Consider the following 16748-nt stretch of genomic DNA (forward strand, 5'->3'; position numbering starts at 1 on the left):
ATACCAAGTATTGGGAACCGAGCCCGGGCGCACCAGGTCAGCGCGGCAGAATCCCGTCGAGCACGACGGACAGATACTGCTTGGCGATGTCGTCGACCGACAGCGACCCGCCGGGGCGATACCAGCGCACGGCCACCCAGACGGTGTCACGCAGGAACCGGTAGACCAGTTCGACGTCGAGGTCGGAGCGGAACTCGCCGTCGGCGACCCCCCGGGTGAGTACCGTGCGCCACAGGTCGCGGAACTCGGTGTTGCGCTCCCCCAGGTAGGCGAATCGTTCTTGCGACGCAAGCCGTTTGGCCTCATCCTGATAGATCGCGACGGCGTTGCGGTCGGCGTCGATCGACTCGAACGAGGCGACCACCAACTGCTGCAACGTGTCGGTGGCCGAGAGTCCGGATGCGGCGATCTCCTGGTACCGCGTGAAGAGTTTGTCGAGGTAGCCGCGCAGGATCTCGTCGACCATCGATTCCTTGGAGTCGAAGTGGTGATAGAGACTGCCGGACAGGATGCCCGCGGCGTCGGCGATGTCACGAACCGTGGTGGACCGGAGTCCTTGCTCGGCGAACATGCGACTGGCGGTCGTCAGCAGTTCCTCGCGACGAGAAGAACCATTACGTGAAGCCACCCTCATACCCTAGCAAGCGCTTGGGTATGAGGGCGGCCACACACGCCTCGCCGATCAGCGGCGGCGCACCTTCTTCTGTGCGCGCGCATTCAGCTTGGTCCACAGCTTCATCTGCAGGTCGGTCAGTCGCTTGTCGCGCTTGGTGAACGGCGGCGACATCATCTCGGCGACGGTGAACGACATCTTCGAGAAGGCCACCGCGCGTGCGTGACTGAAGGTGTCGAAGCCGGTCTTGCCGTGATAGGCACCCATTCCGCTGCGGCCGACGCCACCGAACGGCAGTTCCGCACCGAACATGTGGAGCGCGAAGTCGTTTCCGTTGATCGACCCGCTACGGGTGTTGTCGGCGAGCCGCGCGAAGTTCTCGTTGTCGTCGCCGCACCAGTACATCGTCAGCGGATGCGGATGTCCGGCAATGTGATTGATCGCCTCGGTGAGGTCCCGGTACGGATACACGGTGAGCACCGGGCCGAAGACCTCGTCCTCGGCGATCTTCATGCCCGCCTTGACCCCGGTGAGCAGGGTCGGCGGGATCTTGCGGCGCTCGGCCGCCGGCAGCGGCTCACCGCCGGGGATCACCTGACGCTTCTCGGCACCGAGGTTCACCGCGTCGTCGATCAGGTCGACGATCCGGTCGAAGTTCTTCTGGTTGATGGTGGCGGTGTACTCCGGATTGTCGTAGATGGTGGCGAAATTCGCGGTCCAGCGGGCCATCACCTTGTCGGTGAACTCGCCGAGCCGCGCCTCCGGCACGAACACGTAGTCCGGGCACAGGCACACCTGACCGCCGTTGACCATGCGCGCGTCGGCGAGCATGGTGGCCGCCTTGTCGATGTCGGCGGAGACGTCGACCACGGCCGGGTTCTTGCCACCGAGTTCGAGGCTGACCGGCACCAGGTTCTTGGCCGCCTCCTGCGCGACCGACGCCCCCACCTCGGGCGACCCGGTGAAGAACATGTGGTCGACCTTGAGCTTGGCGAAATCGGAGCCGGAGCCGTGCTTCGACGTGATCACGGCGAGCTCCTCGATCGAGAAGTAGTCGGGTGCGTACTTGGCGATCACCTCGGTGGTGCGGGCGGTGATCGACGACGGCCGCATCAGCACCCGGTTACCCGCGGCGAACGCCGAACCGGCCGGGACGAAGGTCAGTTGCAGCGGGAAGTTCCACGGCCCCATGATGCCGATGACGCCGAGCGGGTCGTGCCGCACGCGCTGCTTGAATCCGAGTGCCCCCTGGATCTTCGCCGACACCGAGTCGGCCATCCACTCGCGAACACCGCGACGCTGGTGGGTGAGGTCGACGAGACAGCCGGCGACATCAGCGGCGATGCTCAATTCCTTGGGGCGCGAACCGAAGTCGATGGTGAGGGCATCGGCGATCTCGTCGGCGTGGTCGAGCAGCAGCGACGACAGCCGGGTGATGCGGTCGATGCGGGTCTCGGCGTCGGGGATGCCGTCGCGCAGGAATGCCGCGCGTTGGATCTCCAGCAACTCGGTCATCGAGTGCGCCTCCGAGGAGATCCGCCCTTCGATCTTGCTCGTGACATCTGCAGGCTTGGTCATGGCCGCCCTCCCGTGGGTTTGTCGAAACCGTGACCGCATCCGCCTCCACCCACCCCGGTGCGGGACGGGTTGAGACAAATACGCTCACTTGTCGCTCCATAGTATGCGCCACATCACACACATGTGGGGACACCCGTGTCCAGATGACCCGTGAATCACCTGTGAACAGCAGCGATGATCAGCCGAGACGTTCGATGATGGTGACGTTGGCGGTTCCGCCGCCCTCGCACATGGTCTGCAGGCCATACCGCCCACCGGTCCGCTCGAGCTCGTTGAGCAGGGTGGCGAACAGCTTGGCGCCGGTGGCACCGAGCGGGTGACCCAGCGCGATCGCGCCGCCGTTGGGGTTGACCTTGGCCGGGTCGGCACCGGTTTCCTTGAGCCAGGCCAGCACCACCGGGGCGAAGGCCTCGTTGATCTCGACGACGTCGATGTCGTCGATCGACATCCCGGTCTTCTCCAGTGCGTACCGGGTGGCCGGGATCGGCGCCGACAGCATCATCACCGGGTCGTCGCCCCGCACCGACATGTGGTGGATGCGGGCCCGCGGGGTCAGTCCGTACTCCTCGAGTGCACGCTCGGAGACGACGAGGGTCGCCGACGAGCCGTCGGCGATCTGCGAGGCCACCGCGGCGGTCAGGCGCGATCCCTCGGCCAGTGGCGCCAGGCCGGCCATCTTCTCCAGCGATGTCTCCCGCGGGCACTCGTCGACGATGCAGTCGCCGAGTGCGACGGTCTCGGCGTCGAAGCGGCCGGCGGCGATGGCGGCCTTGGCCCGCTCATGCGACTGCAGCGCCCACCGTTCCATGTCCTCGCGGCTGATGTCCCACTTGGTGGCCATCAGGTCGGCGCCGTCGAACTGCGAGATCCGGGCATCGCCGAATCGTGCCTGCCAGCCCGGTGATTCGGCGGTGGGGGTGGAGAAACCGAACTCCTGACCGGAGATCATCGCCTGACTGATCGGGATGGCACTCATGTTCTGCAGACCACCGGCCACGACGACGTCCTGGGTACCGCTCATCACGCCCTGCGCGGCGAAATGGATGGCCTGCTGGCTCGATCCGCACTGGCGATCGACGGTGGTACCCGGGATGTCCAGGGGCAGACCGGCGGTCAGCCACGCGGTGCGGGCGACGTTGCCCGCCTGGGCGCCGATGGTGTCGAGGCAGCCGAACACCACGTCGTCGACGATCATCGGGTCGATCCCGGTGCGCTCGATCAGCGCGCTGATGATGTGGGCGCCGAGGTCGGCCGGATGCACCTTGGCGAGTGATCCGTTGCGCTTGCCGACCGGGGTGCGGATGGCGTCGACGATGTAGGCCTGGGGTGCGGACATGGGGTCCTCCTGGATGGCGAGATCTGTGGATGAGTCTGTGGTTACCGGTGTTTCAGGCGCGTTGGCTGGAGATGGAGACCACCTCGCCGGTGAGGTAGGTGGTGTAGTCGCTGGCGAGCATCGCGATGGTGGCGGCCACCTCCCACACCTCGGCGGCGCGGCCGTAGGCCTCGCGGGAGGCGAGCTCGTCGAGGAGGTCGTCGGTGGTGACCTTGGCCAGGAACGGATGTTTGGCGATCGACGGGGCGACGGCGTTGATCCGCACCCCGAAGTCCGCGGCCTCGACTGCGGCACACCGGGTCAGGGCCATCACCCCGGCCTTGGCCGCGGCGTAGTGGGCCTGGCCGCGCTGGGCCCGCCAGCCGAGGACCGAGGCGTTGTTGACGATCACGCCGCCGTGTTCGACACCGCGGAAGTAGCGCAGTGCGGCGCGGGTGGCGCGGAAGGTGCCGTTGAGGGTGATGTCGACGACGCGGTCCCACTGTTCGTCGGTCATGTCGGCGACGGGGGTCTCGCCGCCGAGGCCGGCGTTGTTGACCAAGACGTCGATGCGTCCGAGTTCACTTGCGGCACGCTCGATCAGGGCGTCGACCTGGGCGGTGTCGGAGACATCGCAGGGCACCTGGGCGACGGTCCGGTCAGCGAATTCCTCGGCGAGTTTCGCCTGGGTCTCGGCGAGTCGTCGCTCGTGCCAGTCGCTGATCAGCACATCGGCGCCCTCGAGCAGGGCGCGACGGGCGGTGGCGAAGCCGATGCCGGTGCCGGCCGCGGCGGTGACGACCACCTTGCGGCCCAACAGGAGTCCGTGTCCGGGGGTCTCCGCCGGCGGGATGGCCAGCGGGGAGCGGCCCGTCTGGACGTCGGCGGATTCGGTTGTCTGGGTCACGCGCGTGCCTCTCGGGGAAGGCCGAGCACACGCTCGGCGATGATGTTGCGCTGCACCTCGTTCGAGCCGCCGTAGATGGTGTCGGCGCGGGTGAACAGGAACAGCCGTTGCCATTGGTCGAGTTCGACGTGGTCGGGGCGGGTGAGGTCATTGGGCACACCCTCGGCGGTGGCGTCCGGGCCGATCAGCGACGCCGCCCCGGAGACTGCCACGGCGAGCTCACCGAGGTCGCGATGCCAGTTGGCCCACAACAGCTTTGCCACCGACGCGGCACCGGCCTCGCTGGTGATGTCGCCGTCGAGGGTGCGGTGGGCATGGGCACGCATCACCCGCAGTCCGATGTCGGCGCGCACGATCCGCGCGGCGATCGACGGGTCGTCGAGGGCGCCGTTGACCCGCGCCATGTCGGTGATGGTCTCGAGTTCCCGGGCGAAACCGACCTGCTGGCCGAGGGTGGACACACCGCGCTCGAACTGCAACAGGCCCATCGCCACCGACCAGCCGTCGCCGGGTGCGCCGACGATCAGGTCGGCGTCGGTGGTGGCGTCGTCGAAGAACACCTCGTTGAATTCCGAGGTGCCGGTGAGCTGTTGGATCGGCCGGACCGTGACACCGGGCTGGTCGAGCGGGACCAGCAGGAAGCTGAGCCCCTTGTGCCGGGACGAGCCCTTCTCGGTGCGGCAGATCACGAATGCCCATTGCGCGACGTGCGCCAGCGAGGTCCAGACCTTCTGGCCGTTGATGATCCAGGTGTCGCCGTCGAGGTGTGCGGCGGTGGCGACACCGGCGAGATCGGAGCCGGCGCCGGGTTCGGAGTAGCCCTGCGCCCACAGTTCGGTGACGTCGACGATGCCCGGGAGGAAGCGTTGCTTCTGTTCCTCGGTGCCGTACTCGATGAGCGTCGGGCCGAGAAGTTCCTCGCCGAGGTGGTTGACCCGCGCCGGGGCGTCGGCCCGGGCGTACTCCTGATGGAAGATGATGCGCTGCTCGAGGGTCGCGTTGCGGCCGCCGTGGCGGGTCGGCCAGCCGAGGCAGGTCCACCCGTGCGCGGCGAGGTGACGGTCCCATTCCAATCGCTGTGCGAAGAACTCGTGCTCGCTGCCCGGACCGCCCCGGCCCTTGAGTTCGGCGAACTCGCCGACCAGGTTCTGCTCGAGCCATTCGCGCACGGCAGCGGCGAAGATGTCGGCCGCATCCGGGGTCTGAGCTGCCCATTCGCCCAGATCCAGTGACCTGTCGGCGAGATTGATCGGGGTCATGATCGCTAGCATAACCTACCAAGCACTTGCTAGGTTAGAGCCATGGACAGCGTCTCGACGACACCTGCCGCACTGATCCGCGCGGCACGGCAGTGGCCCGATCATCCCGCACTCGTCGACACCCAGTGGGGCGAAACCGTCGAACTGACCTGGTCGGCGCTTCATGCCCGGGTGGTCGACGCCGCCGCCGCGCTCATCGCCTCGGGCATCCGACCCGGCGACCGCGTGGCGATCTGGTCGCCGAACAGCTTCCACTGGCCGATCGCCGCACTCGGCGTGCACTACGCCGGGGCGGTACTGGTCCCGCTCAACACCCGATACACCGCCGGCGAGGCCGTCGACGTCATCGAACGTGCCGACGCGAAGGCGGTGTTCGTCTCCGGCGAGTTCCTCGGTGCCGACCATGCGGCCGAACTGCTCGCCGAGCACCGGGACGCCCTCCCCGACCTGGTGGTCCGGATTCCGCTGTCCGCCGAACCGTCCCCGGTTCCCGACGGCGCACTGGACTGGCCGGAATTCCTGTCGCGCAGCACCGATGACACCCGCACGCAGGCCGACGCCCGGGCCGGCGCCGTCGCACCCGACGACCTCTCCGACATCCTGTTCACCTCGGGCACCACCGGCAAGTCCAAAGGTGTTCTCGCCGAGCATCGTCAGACCATCGCCGGTTCCCATGCGTGGGGTTCCAACGGCCGCCTGTCGACCGCCGATCGCTATCTGATGGTCAACCCCTACTTCCACACCTTCGGGTACAAGGCGGGCATCCTGCCGAGCGTCCTGTTCGGCACCACGATGGTCCCGCTGGCCGTCTACTCCACCTCGGCAGCGATGGATCTCGTCCAGTCCCAACGCATCACGGTGTTCCCGGGCGCCCCGACCATCTTCGGGACCATCCTGGACGACGAGTCCGGCCGCGCCACCCACGACCTGTCGTCGCTGCGGCTGGTGGTCACCGGTGCCGCGATCGTGCCCGTGGTGCTGATCGAACGCATCCAGCGCGACCTCGGCGTCGACACCGTGATCACCGCCTACGGGCTCACCGAGGCCAGCGGCTTCGTGTCCACCTGCACCCCGGAGGACGACGACGAGACGGTGGCCAACACCTGTGGCCGTGCCTTCGAGGGTATGGAGATCCGCCTCTCCGATGCGGGTGAGGTCCTGGCGCGGGGCGCGATGGTGATGCGCGGCTACCTCGACGATCCGGCGGCCACCGCCGCCACCATCGACGCCGACGGCTGGCTGCACACCGGCGACATCGGCACCATCGACGACGACGGCAACCTGAAGATCACCGACCGGCTCAAGGACATGTACATCTGCGGTGGGTTCAATGTGTACCCCGCCGAGATCGAGCAGACCCTCGCCCGCCTCGACGGCGTGACCGAGTCCGCGGTGATCGGGGTGCCCGACGAGCGGCTCGGTGAGGTCGGCCGGGCCTACCTGACGCTGCGGGACGGCACCGACCTCGACGAAGAGCGGGTGATCGCCTTTGCCAAGAAGCACCTCGCGAACTTCAAGGTGCCGCGGTCGGTGGTGATCGTCGACGCCTTCCCACGCAATGCGGCAGGCAAGATCGTCAAACGCGAGTTGGCCTGAGCCCACCGCGCCAACGTCGGCCCGGAATCGCTGTGACCGTCACCGTGGCGGCGATCGACCGGTTGTGATCGGATGGGTGTGTGGCGACGATTCACAACACCACCCTCGTCCCGTCGAAACTCGAGTTGCTGACCGCGTGGCTGCCCGACCAGCCCTGGTTCCGCGGCTCGGATGCCCCGCACCTGGTGAGATCGGGCGGGTTCCGTCTCGATGATCCCGCAGGCGAGGTGGGCATGGAGATCCTCCTGGTCACCGATACCTCCGTCGCCGATCACCTCACGTATGTGGTGCCCCTGACCTATCGCGGCGTCCACCTCGACGGCGCCGCCCTGGTGGGAACCGCCGCGCACGGGGTCCTCGGGATCCGCTACGTCTACGACGCCCCGTCCGATCCGGTGTTCGTCGCCCAGCTCGCGGCATTGGCCCGCGGTGAGGTTCGCGCCCAGGCGCAGTCGGCGAGCGACACCGTCGACGACACGGTGGCGGTCCAGGGCGGCGGTGACGCGTGGCAGGTGAACCGGATCATCACGGACACAACCGGTTCCGGAGATGTCGCCGGGACGATGACTGCGGTGTGGACCGCACCCGACGGGTCCGCGCACCGCGGGACGGTGGCCTGGTCATGACGATGCTCGGCACCGACCCCACCACCGAGACCCTCACCCGGGCAGGGATTCTCGATCCCGACGTCGAGACCACACGCATCGTCACCCACGGCGCGGTGATCTTCCTCAATGCCGATCGCGCGTGGAAGATGAAGCGGCCGGTGCGCTACCGCTACCTCGACTTCTCCACCCCGACGTTGCGTCACGACGCGCTCGACGCCGAGTTGCGGCTCAACCGCCGCATCGCCCCCGACGTGTATCTCGGATTGCACGAGGTCGCCGGGGAGGACGGCCCCGACTGGGTACTGGAGATGACCCGCTTCGACGACGACGCACTGCTCGTCACCCACGCACAGACCGGCACCCTCGACGACACGCTGCTGCGCCGGCTGGCCGAGCGGACCGTCGAACTGCATGCGGCGTCGGAGATCTGCCCCGATCCGCAGGGTGCCGCACGCATCCAGGAGGTCGTCGACGGCAACCTGGGCAGTATGTCGGCGTTCCCGGAGATCCTCGACCCGCTGCGGGCGACGCTGCTGACCGATCGGCTCACCGCGATGATCGCGGCCAACGCCGATCTCCTCGACGCCCGCGCCCGCGCCGGTCGGGTGCGCCACGGGCACGGTGATCTGCACATGGGCAACATCGCGGTGATCGACGGGGAGCCGGTCCCGTTCGACTGCCTCGAGTTCGACGCCGAGATGGCCACCACCGATGTGCTCTACGACGTCGCCTTCCTGGTCATGGACCTGTGGTCCCGGGGACTGCGCCACGAGGCCAACGTGGTGATCAACACCTACCTCGACCTCTCCCCCGACGACGAGGACGGCTTCGCGCTGATGCCGATCCTGCTGTCGGTGCGGGCGACCGTGCGCGCCCACGTCGGCGCCGCAGAGGGTGCGATCGACCGCGCACGCGACTACCTCGACCTGGCGTTGGCGTTCACCGACCCCGAACCGGCTCGACTGATCGCGATCGGCGGCGGCTCGGGCACCGGGAAGTCCACCGCGGCACGGGCTGTCGGCGGCGATCTCGCGCCGGCGCCGGGCGCCCGCATCCTGCGCAGCGACGTGCTGCGCAAACGACTTGCCGGGGTACCCGCCGAAACCCGGCTCCCGGCAAGCGGTTACACACCGGAGATGGGGGCACACGTCTACGCCGAGCTGAACCGACTGGCCACCGACGACCTGACGGGCGGGATGAGCGTGATCGTCGACGCCGTGTTCGGCCGGGGCATCCAGCGTGAGGCCATCGCGGCCGTCGCCGACGGCTGCGGATGCGGCTTCGTCGGGATCTGGCTGGAACTCGGTGAGGCCGAACGTATCTCGCGGATCACCTCGCGGGGTGCGGACGCATCGGATGCCGATGCGGCGGTGGCACGCCGGCAGACACGGTCGTTGGAGACACCGGGTGCCGAGTGGGCACATGTGGACGCCGGCGCGGGTTCGCTGGATCGGGTACGCCGAGAACTGGGGCGTCCCGAGACCACCGAGCGCCCGGATCGATCACCGTATTCACGCGTCGACTGAGCGGCCCGGAGGTGGTCGCGTGCCGACGTCGGCCGGCGGAGGTTTCGACGGACGGACGGCCTCGCTTCGCGAGGACGACCTGCTCAACCACCGTATGGCTGATTGAGCCGACGAGGAACGCAGCGACCAGACGAGTCGAAATCTCCGCCGGCCAACCTCCAGTAGTGACCACCCCACAAGCGGGGTGCGCTCCAGCCGCAACCGACACAGGTTTCGACGGCCGGACGGCCTCGCTTCGCGAGGACGACCTGCTCAACCACCGGATGTGGCTGATCGAGCCGGTCTAGCCTCGCGGGATCGGCTTGACCAGCGGGAACAGGATGGTCTCACGGATGCCGAGGCCGGTGAGTGCCATCAGCAGGCGGTCGATGCCCATACCGGTTCCGGTGGTCGGGGGCATGCCGTACTCCATCGCGGTGAGGAACTCCTCGTCGAGGACCATCGCCTCGTCGTCGCCGGCGGCGGCCAGCCGGGCCTGGTCGACGAAGCGCTCGCGCTGGATCACCGGGTCTACGAGCTCGGAGTAGCCGGTGGCCAGTTCGAAGCCGCGGACGTAGAGGTCCCACTTCTCCACCACGCCGGTCACGCTGCGATGCGACCGCACCAGCGGTGAGGTCTCGACCGGGAAGTCGCGCACGAACACCGGCTGGGCCAGCTTCTGGCCGACCATGTGCTCCCACAGCTCCTCGACGAGCTTGCCGTGGCCGTAGCCCTTGTCCTTGGGGATCTCCAGGCCGACGCGGGCGGCGATCGCGAGGAGTTCGGCGACCGTCGTCTCGTCCGCATTGCCGGCCGGGACGATCTCCTCGCCGAGGGCCTCCGACAGCGACGGGTACATCTCCAGGGAGGTCCACTCGCCGGACAGGTCATACAGTGAACCGTCGGGCATGGTGGGGGTCAGGGTGCCGATGGCGTTCTGCGAAACCTGTTGCACGAGTTCACGGATCATCACCGCGGAGTCGTCGTAGGTGCCGTAGGCCTGGTAGGTCTCCAGCATCGCGAACTCGGGCGAGTGGGTGGAGTCGGCGCCCTCGTTGCGGAAGTTGCGGTTGATCTCGAAGACCTTCTCGATACCGCCGACGACGCACCGCTTGAGGAACAGCTCGGGGGCGATGCGCAGGAAGAGGTCGATGTCGAAGGCATTGGAGTGGGTGCTGAACGGGCGTGCGGCAGCCCCGCCGTGCAGGGTCTGCAGCATCGGGGTCTCGACCTCGAGGAAGGAACGCTCATCGAGCGCCTTGCGCAGTTCGGCCATCACCGCGATGCGGGTGCGGGCGATGCTGCGGGCCTCGGGCCGCATGATGAGGTCGACGTAGCGCTGGCGGACGCGTGTCTCCTCGTTCATCTCCTTGTGGGCCACCGGCAGCGGGCGCAGGGACTTCGACGCCATCTCCCAGGCGTCGGCCATCACCGACAGCTCGCCGGTGCGGGAGCTGATCACCTGGCCGTGTACGTAGACGATGTCGCCGAGGTCGACGTCGGCCTTCCAACGGGCCAGCGATTCCTCGCCCACCCCGTTGAAGCTGATCATCGCCTGCAGCTGGGTTCCGTCGCCCTCCTGGAGGGTGGCGAAGCACAGCTTGCCCTTGTTGCGGAGAAAGATGATGCGACCGGCGACGCCGACCTGGTCTCCGGTCTCGGTGCCGGCCTCGAGGTCGGGGTACGCGGCGCGGATCTCGGCGAGGCTGTGGGTGCGGGGAATGGAGACGGGATAGGCCTCCCGACCCTCCTCGAGGATGCGTTCCCGCTTCTCCCGGCGAATCCGCAGCTGCTCGGGGGTCTGGTCGTCGTCGGACGAGGGTGCAGCGGTCACGGGTGCCTGGGAAGTCTGGGCGTCACTCACTCACGTGAGAGTATTCGCTGTCCACGGTGTACTCCAAGTTGCACCCCGGATCGACGGTGTTCGGTGCGGTGCCGGTCACGATCACCGGCCGCCCGAGGGTGTTCCCGGCAGGCGCGTCCGGAGACGATGTCAGTGCGCCGAGTAGACGGCCAACTCGGCGTCGTCGATGCGGCCGTTGATGCCGGCACGACGCAGACGCTGGTAGCCGCCGACGACGAACACCGCGTTGGTGACCCCGAGGGCCTGCAGATGCCAGGCGAGCCATTCGGCCTCGTGGCCGTCGTCGGAGATGAGGATCCAGCGGGCGTCGGCGGTGGCCGTACGCAACGAGTTCGGCGAGGCCGGGTCGAGCAGGTCGAGGGCTTCGGCGGCGTCGACGGCGAGGGCCCCGAACAGCGCTCCGTCGGTCTGGCGCTTGTGGTGTGCGCGCAGATCCACTGCGGTGGCACCCGCGGCGACGACGGCTCGATAGTCGGTCACCTGGATCGACAGCGGGGCGCCGGGTGCCGGAGCGGAGACCGGAGCCGGGATGGGGGTGGAAACGGGTGCGAGAACCTGGACCGATGCGGTCATGGGAGAGAAACCTCGAAAGTGATCGAAATGAGCGGGAGGTTCGACAAAGGGCCGCCGCGACAAACGCGGGCTCAGCCCTGACAACACTCCTGACAGCTCTTGATCACGGCAGACAGTCTGCCACATCTCGGCGCTCTCGGCCACCCCTGCACCGATCGCGTGACCACCTCAGCGGCCCCGACCGCGCCCCTGCTGCTTGGAACGCTCGTGCACCAACCGCAGACCCTCGAGGGTCAGATACGTGTGATGAGCGGTGAGAGAACGACATTCGTCGAACATCAGCGGTGCGAGGAAACCGGTGGCGACCACCGTCACGTCGTCGCCGTCGAATCCGGGCACCGTGTCCCGAACCCGCTCGACGAGTCCGTCGACCTGTCCGGCGAATCCGAACAGGATGCCCGACTGCAGGGCTTCCACGGTGTTCTTGCCGAGCACGCTGCGCGGGGGCATCAGTTCCACACGCCGAACGGTGACGGTGTGTTCGCTCAGCGCCTCCACGGCGAGGTTCACCCCGGGTGCGATCGCACCGCCGAGGAATTCACCCTTGACCGACACGGCGTCGACGACGGTGGCCGTACCGAAGGCCACCACGATCGCCGGCCCCCCGTAGACATGGTGGGCGGCAAGACTGTTCGCGACCCGGTCGGTGCCGACCTCCTTCGGATTGTCCACCAGCAGCGGCACTCCGGTCCGCACGCCCGGCTCGAGGAGGACGTGCGGACCGGAACCGAAGTAGCGCGGCACCATGACGCGCAGTTCCCGCAGCAGCGACGGCACCGTCGAGAGCGCGGCCACCCCGGTCACCTGCTCGATGTCGGATCCGAGGAGCCCGCGGAACAGCAGGGCGAGCTCGTCGGCCGTCAGATTCGGGTCGGTGTGAATCCGCCAGTCCCGCACCAGGGTCGCGTGCTCGCCGATACCCGCGAACACACCGAGGTGGATGTTGGTGTTGCCGACGTCGACGGTGAGGAGCATGGCGCAATGATGCCAGTCGGGTGCGGCCGCGGCCCGGCGTCAGGCCGTTGCGCCGGTGAGGGTGTCGTTGTGGCGCGGGTCGAGCAGGCCCGAACCCTCCGGGGCGTGGGCCGGATCGGCACCGGACTCGAGGACCCGGTTGTCGGCGTCGACGAACACCACGTTCGGGGAGTAGTTGCGCACTTCCTCCTCGTTCAGGACACCGTAGGCGATGAGGATCACCAGGTCGCCGGGATGCACGAGATGTGCTGCGGCACCGTTGATCCCGATCACACCGCTGCCACGCTCGCCGGCGATGGCGTAGGTCTCGAGGCGGGCGCCGTTGGTGATGTCGACGATGCTGACCTGCTCACCCTCGAGCAGGTTCGCGGCGTCGAGGAGATCGGCGTCGATCGTGACCGAGCCGACGTAGTGCAGGTCGGCCTGGGTGACGGTGGCGCGGTGGATCTTCGAGGTCATCATGGTGCGAAACATTTGTGTTCCCCTCGGTTTCGTCGGTGGTGGGAATGGATCATCTGTGGGCTGCAGAGATCTGGGGCGGCGGGTTCGGCGGTCAGGTTCCGGCGTCGCGTTCTTCGAGGCTGAGGCCGATGGCCACCCCGACGTTGTCGATCAGACGGGCCGAGCCGAGTCGGGCGGCCACCAGCAGGCGGCCGTAGCCCTTCTCCGGGGGCTCCTCCAGGGAACGCCCCCGCAGCGCCAGGTAATCCAGCTCGATCTCGGGGGCGGCCGCCAGGACGGCATGGGCGGTGGTCAGGATCGCGTCGGCGCCGGCCGGGGCGGCGTGGGCCCCGGCGGTCAGGGCCGCCGACAAGGTGGTGGCCAGGGCACGCTGTTCGGGATCGAGGTAGCGGTTGCGCGAGCTCATCGCGAGACCGTCGGCCTCACGCACCGTCGGCACACCGACGATCTCGACGTCCATGTTCAGGTCGGACACCATCTGACCGATCAGCACCAGCTGCTGGTAGTCCTTCTCCCCGAAGTACGCCGCATGCGGCGCCGCGATGGTGAGCAGCTTGTTGACGACGGTGAGCATCCCGGCGAAATGTCCTGGGCGCGAAGCACCGTCGAGGATCTCGCCGACCGGACCGGGATGGATGACGGTGCGCGGGCCGTTCGGGTACATGTGCGACTCGGTGGGTGCGAACACCAGTTCCACGCCGAGCGGGGCGAGCAGCGCGATGTCGGCGTCGAGGGTCCGCGGGTAGGCGTCGAGGTCTTCACCGGTACCGAACTGCAGCGGGTTGACGAAGATCGACACGATCACCACCGTGTTGCCCATGCTCTTGGCGGCGCGCACGAGCTGCAGATGGCCGGCGTGCAGGGCGCCCATCGTCGGCACCAGCACCACACGCTTGCCGGTGTGGCGCAGCGCGGTGCTGACCCGGTGCAGGGTCGCCGGGTCGCGGTGCACGGTCACCGTGCCCGGGGTGAAGAGGTTGTCCTCCGTGGCGATCACATGGCCGGTCATCGGGGCTCCAGAACATCGAGAACGGGGTGCGGCGCATCGGACTGGTGCGCCGCGCGCCGGGCCATCATGCGATAGGCCTCGGCGAGAGAATCGGGGGCACCGCCGCCGGGAAGGGCGCGCAGCGCATCGAGGTGGGCGGCCACCGCAGCGGCGTCGCCGCGGGCCACCGGGCCGGTCAGGGCATCCCGGCCGAGGTCGAGCACGTTCTGCAGGGATGCGGTGACCAGCGGGCCGAGGATGCGTTCGGCCAGCCGGACCGGATCGCCGTCGACGGTGGCGGCCTGGGCACTGCCGTCGGGGCCGCCGATGGCCGCGTCGAGGGCGGCGACGGCATCGGTGATCAGGGCGATCAGATGGTTGGCCCCGTGGGCGAGGGCCGCGTGATAGAGCGTGCGGTCGGCCTCGGCGATGCGGACCGGCTCGCCACCCATCTCGAGGACGAGTGCGGAGGCGATGGCCTCCCCCACCTCGTCGGCGGCGGTGATCCCGAAGCAGGCCTGCGCCAGACGTGCGGTGTCGTCGTCGGTGCCGACGAAGGTCATCGCCGGATGGATCGCCAGGGGTAGCGCGCCGAGTGCGGTGAGCCGGGCAAGGACGCCGACGCCGTGTGCCCCGGCGGTGTGCACCACCAGCGTGCGGGGCCGGAGCGTGCCGGAGTCGGCGATCCGGTCGACCACCTCGACGAGTTCGCTGTCGGGGACGGCGATGACCAGCAGTTCGGCGCGGGCGACGACGTCGCCGAGGTCGAGGACGGCCGAGTCGGGGAGTCGGGTGGCGGCGCGCCGGCGCGAGTGCGCCGATCGTGCGACGACCGCCCCGACCACGTGGCCGGCACGTTCGAGGGCTTCGCCGAGTGCGGTGCCGACCCGTCCGGCGGAGACGATGCCGACGGTCAGACGCGCGGGAGTGGGCAGATTGGTGATGCCCGGGATGGCGGCCGAACGGCCGCTACCAGAAGCGGATGCGGAAACACCTGTAGACGCCACGTGGGCGTCGTGATTCGGTGAGGTCACCGCTGTCCTCCAGGTCGTTCCAGTCCTGCAGGGCTGCCGAGAAGCGCCGGAGCGGTTTCGCGGGACGTCGACGGCGCAGGTACCAGACGTTGCAGGCCAAGGTTAGGCGTTCGGGAGCAGCCGGGGCCAATCGTGTGACAGGCATCACCGGCAGACGAGAGAACTCCCGTGATCGTCCGGTCCGGACGTCCACGGGAGTTCTCTACGACGGTCTGTGAGCGGTTCAGTCGCGGCGGCGGCGACGCCCACCGGAGCTGTCGGCCTCACGCAACTGCTTGAGCAGTTCGGCGACGGGCAGCCCGTTCGAATGGGCGGCGTCGGGGTCGTCCTCGGGTGTCTCGGCCAGCGCCTCGGTGACGATCACGCCCGGCGCATCGGCGTCGCGGCGGCGGCGTCGGCCACCGGCATCGCCCGCACCGGAGTCGTCCTGCGGTGTCTCGGCGGCCTGCGGTGCCTCGGGGGCCTCGGCGTCAGCGGCGCCCTCGTGCCGACCGTGGATCACCGGGAACGGCTGCGACGGCGGCCACTCGTCGGTGGGGGTGTCGTCGGCGCCGGTCGCATCCACGACGGACACCTCGGCCGGTGCCGCATCGGCCTGCGCTTCCTCGACGACGGTCGCATCCTCGGTGTCGTCGGCGGAGACGTACGGCGCATACGACGGGTAGGACGGTTCGTCGGCCGGCAGCGGGACCTCGGTGGCGATCCGTCCCGACAGCGGGTCGTCGGTGACCACCGGGATCACCTCGGTCATCTCGTTGGGGTCGACATGCCCCTGCAGATGCCGGCCGTCGTCGGCGGTCGGGGCGGTCGCGGCGAAGTCGCGCGCGGCCAGCAGGTCGTCGTCGTGCACACCGAAACCTGCGGGCGAACCGAAGCGTTCGGGTTCCAGACCGCTGCTGCCGATACCCGAGGCCAGTTCACGGAGCTTCTCGTTCGGCAGGGCCACCTGGTCGTCGGGCAGCGCCTCGCCGAGCAGTCGTTCCAGACTCGAGCGGAGCGAGATCACCTGCTCCTTGAGGGCGACGAGTTCGGCACCGGACTCCGCGGCCACCTCCTTGCGGATGGTGGCCTCGACGTCGAGCTCGTACTGTCGGCGGGCCGCGATCTCACGTTCGAGTTGCAGTTCGTACACCAGACGCAGGTCACGGCTCTTGGCCTCCGCGGACTCGGCCTGCTTGCGGAACCGGGTCACCAGGATCGCGCCGATCACCGCCGCCCACAATGCCGCGATGACGGCGAGTGTGCCGGTCACCGACAGCGAGTCGGTGACGACCATGAGCACACTGGCCACAACCGCCAGGAGGATCAGCAGCCCGAGCAGCCACTGACCGACCGAGCGGCCGGTGCGGCGGGCGTCCGAGGAACGGCCGGATGAGGTCGTCATATCGACCCAACTTACCCGCTGGCCCCACCGATGCCGCACAAGCCCGGCGGAGAGTCATGATTCGTCGGTGGCCTCGATCACCCTGGT

At 68.5% G+C, this 16748-nt stretch carries 15 protein-coding genes; 3 read left to right on the top strand and 12 right to left on the bottom strand.

Annotation, left to right across the window (positions count from 1 at the left end; translation table 11 throughout):
• Nucleotides 1-37 precede the first annotated feature (37 nt).
• From GD1_RS18775 to GD1_RS18795, 5 genes are all read right to left on the bottom strand, one after another.
• Nucleotides 38-628, bottom strand: a complete 591-nt coding sequence (locus tag GD1_RS18775; RefSeq protein WP_020791499.1) for a TetR/AcrR family transcriptional regulator — start codon at nt 626-628, stop codon at nt 38-40.
• Between the two features lie 54 nt (nt 629-682).
• Complete coding sequence (locus tag GD1_RS18780) at nt 683-2191, bottom strand: aldehyde dehydrogenase family protein (protein ID WP_053776701.1); 1509 nt, start codon at nt 2189-2191, stop codon at nt 683-685.
• 178 nt (nt 2192-2369) lie between these two features.
• A complete protein-coding gene (locus GD1_RS18785) occupies nt 2370-3527 on the bottom strand; it encodes an acetyl-CoA C-acetyltransferase (protein WP_020791495.1) in 1158 nt (385 codons plus the stop codon).
• A 52-nt stretch (nt 3528-3579) separates the two neighbouring features.
• The gene (locus GD1_RS18790) at nt 3580-4413 is read right to left on the bottom strand and encodes an SDR family oxidoreductase (protein WP_059039125.1); all 834 of its coding nucleotides are present in this window, start codon (nt 4411-4413) and stop codon (nt 3580-3582) included.
• The gene (locus GD1_RS18795; RefSeq protein ID WP_059039126.1) at nt 4410-5672 is read right to left on the bottom strand and encodes an acyl-CoA dehydrogenase family protein; all 1263 of its coding nucleotides are present in this window, start codon (nt 5670-5672) and stop codon (nt 4410-4412) included. The genes GD1_RS18790 and GD1_RS18795 overlap by 4 nt, the downstream gene beginning before the upstream one ends.
• Before the next feature lie 42 nt (nt 5673-5714).
• Here GD1_RS18795 and GD1_RS18800 point away from each other — a divergent pair, with 42 nt between their 5' ends.
• The 3 genes from GD1_RS18800 (at nt 5715) to GD1_RS18810 (ending at nt 9402) form a co-directional block, all read left to right on the top strand.
• Nucleotides 5715-7268, top strand: coding sequence for a FadD3 family acyl-CoA ligase (locus tag GD1_RS18800; protein WP_059039127.1), 1554 nt, complete (start codon nt 5715-5717; stop codon nt 7266-7268).
• A gap of 80 nt (nt 7269-7348) precedes the next feature.
• Complete coding sequence (locus GD1_RS18805; protein WP_059039128.1) at nt 7349-7894, top strand: maltokinase N-terminal cap-like domain-containing protein; 546 nt, start codon at nt 7349-7351, stop codon at nt 7892-7894.
• Nucleotides 7891-9402: a bifunctional aminoglycoside phosphotransferase/ATP-binding protein gene (locus GD1_RS18810; RefSeq protein WP_083534431.1), complete on the top strand. Its 1512-nt coding sequence runs from the start codon at nt 7891-7893 to the stop codon at nt 9400-9402. Before GD1_RS18805 ends, GD1_RS18810 begins: the two co-directional genes overlap by 4 nt.
• 283 nt (nt 9403-9685) lie before the next feature.
• On the opposite strand, the gene lysS is transcribed toward GD1_RS18810, so the two are convergent.
• The 7 genes from lysS to GD1_RS18845 all read right to left on the bottom strand — a co-directional run bounded on the left by lysS (nt 9686) and on the right by GD1_RS18845 (nt 16661).
• Nucleotides 9686-11215 carry a lysine--tRNA ligase gene (gene lysS / locus GD1_RS18815; protein WP_059039140.1) on the bottom strand — a complete coding sequence of 510 codons (1530 nt, stop codon included), beginning with the start codon at nt 11213-11215 and terminating at the stop codon, nt 9686-9688.
• A 159-nt stretch (nt 11216-11374) separates the two neighbouring features.
• Nucleotides 11375-11818: a hypothetical protein gene (locus GD1_RS18820; RefSeq protein ID WP_020792614.1), complete on the bottom strand. Its 444-nt coding sequence runs from the start codon at nt 11816-11818 to the stop codon at nt 11375-11377.
• Between the two features lie 168 nt (nt 11819-11986).
• Nucleotides 11987-12793, bottom strand: a complete 807-nt coding sequence (locus GD1_RS18825; RefSeq protein WP_020792615.1) for a type III pantothenate kinase — start codon at nt 12791-12793, stop codon at nt 11987-11989.
• 39 nt (nt 12794-12832) lie between these two features.
• Nucleotides 12833-13267 (bottom strand): aspartate 1-decarboxylase, encoded by a 435-nt coding sequence (gene panD / locus GD1_RS18830; protein WP_020792618.1) that lies wholly within the window; start codon nt 13265-13267, stop codon nt 12833-12835.
• A gap of 79 nt (nt 13268-13346) precedes the next feature.
• On the bottom strand, nt 13347-14264 hold the full coding sequence (gene panC, locus GD1_RS18835; protein WP_059039129.1) for a pantoate--beta-alanine ligase: 918 nt from the start codon (nt 14262-14264) through the stop codon (nt 13347-13349).
• Nucleotides 14261-15277, bottom strand: a complete 1017-nt coding sequence (locus tag GD1_RS18840; RefSeq protein ID WP_059039130.1) for a Rossmann-like and DUF2520 domain-containing protein — start codon at nt 15275-15277, stop codon at nt 14261-14263. The genes panC and GD1_RS18840 overlap by 4 nt, the downstream gene beginning before the upstream one ends.
• 223 nt (nt 15278-15500) lie before the next feature.
• Nucleotides 15501-16661: a DUF6779 domain-containing protein gene (locus GD1_RS18845; RefSeq protein ID WP_059039131.1), complete on the bottom strand. Its 1161-nt coding sequence runs from the start codon at nt 16659-16661 to the stop codon at nt 15501-15503.
• Nucleotides 16662-16748 lie beyond the last annotated feature (87 nt).

The organism is Gordonia desulfuricans NBRC 100010, assembly GCF_001485495.1.
GTDB classification, from domain to species: domain Bacteria; phylum Actinomycetota; class Actinomycetes; order Mycobacteriales; family Mycobacteriaceae; genus Gordonia; species Gordonia desulfuricans.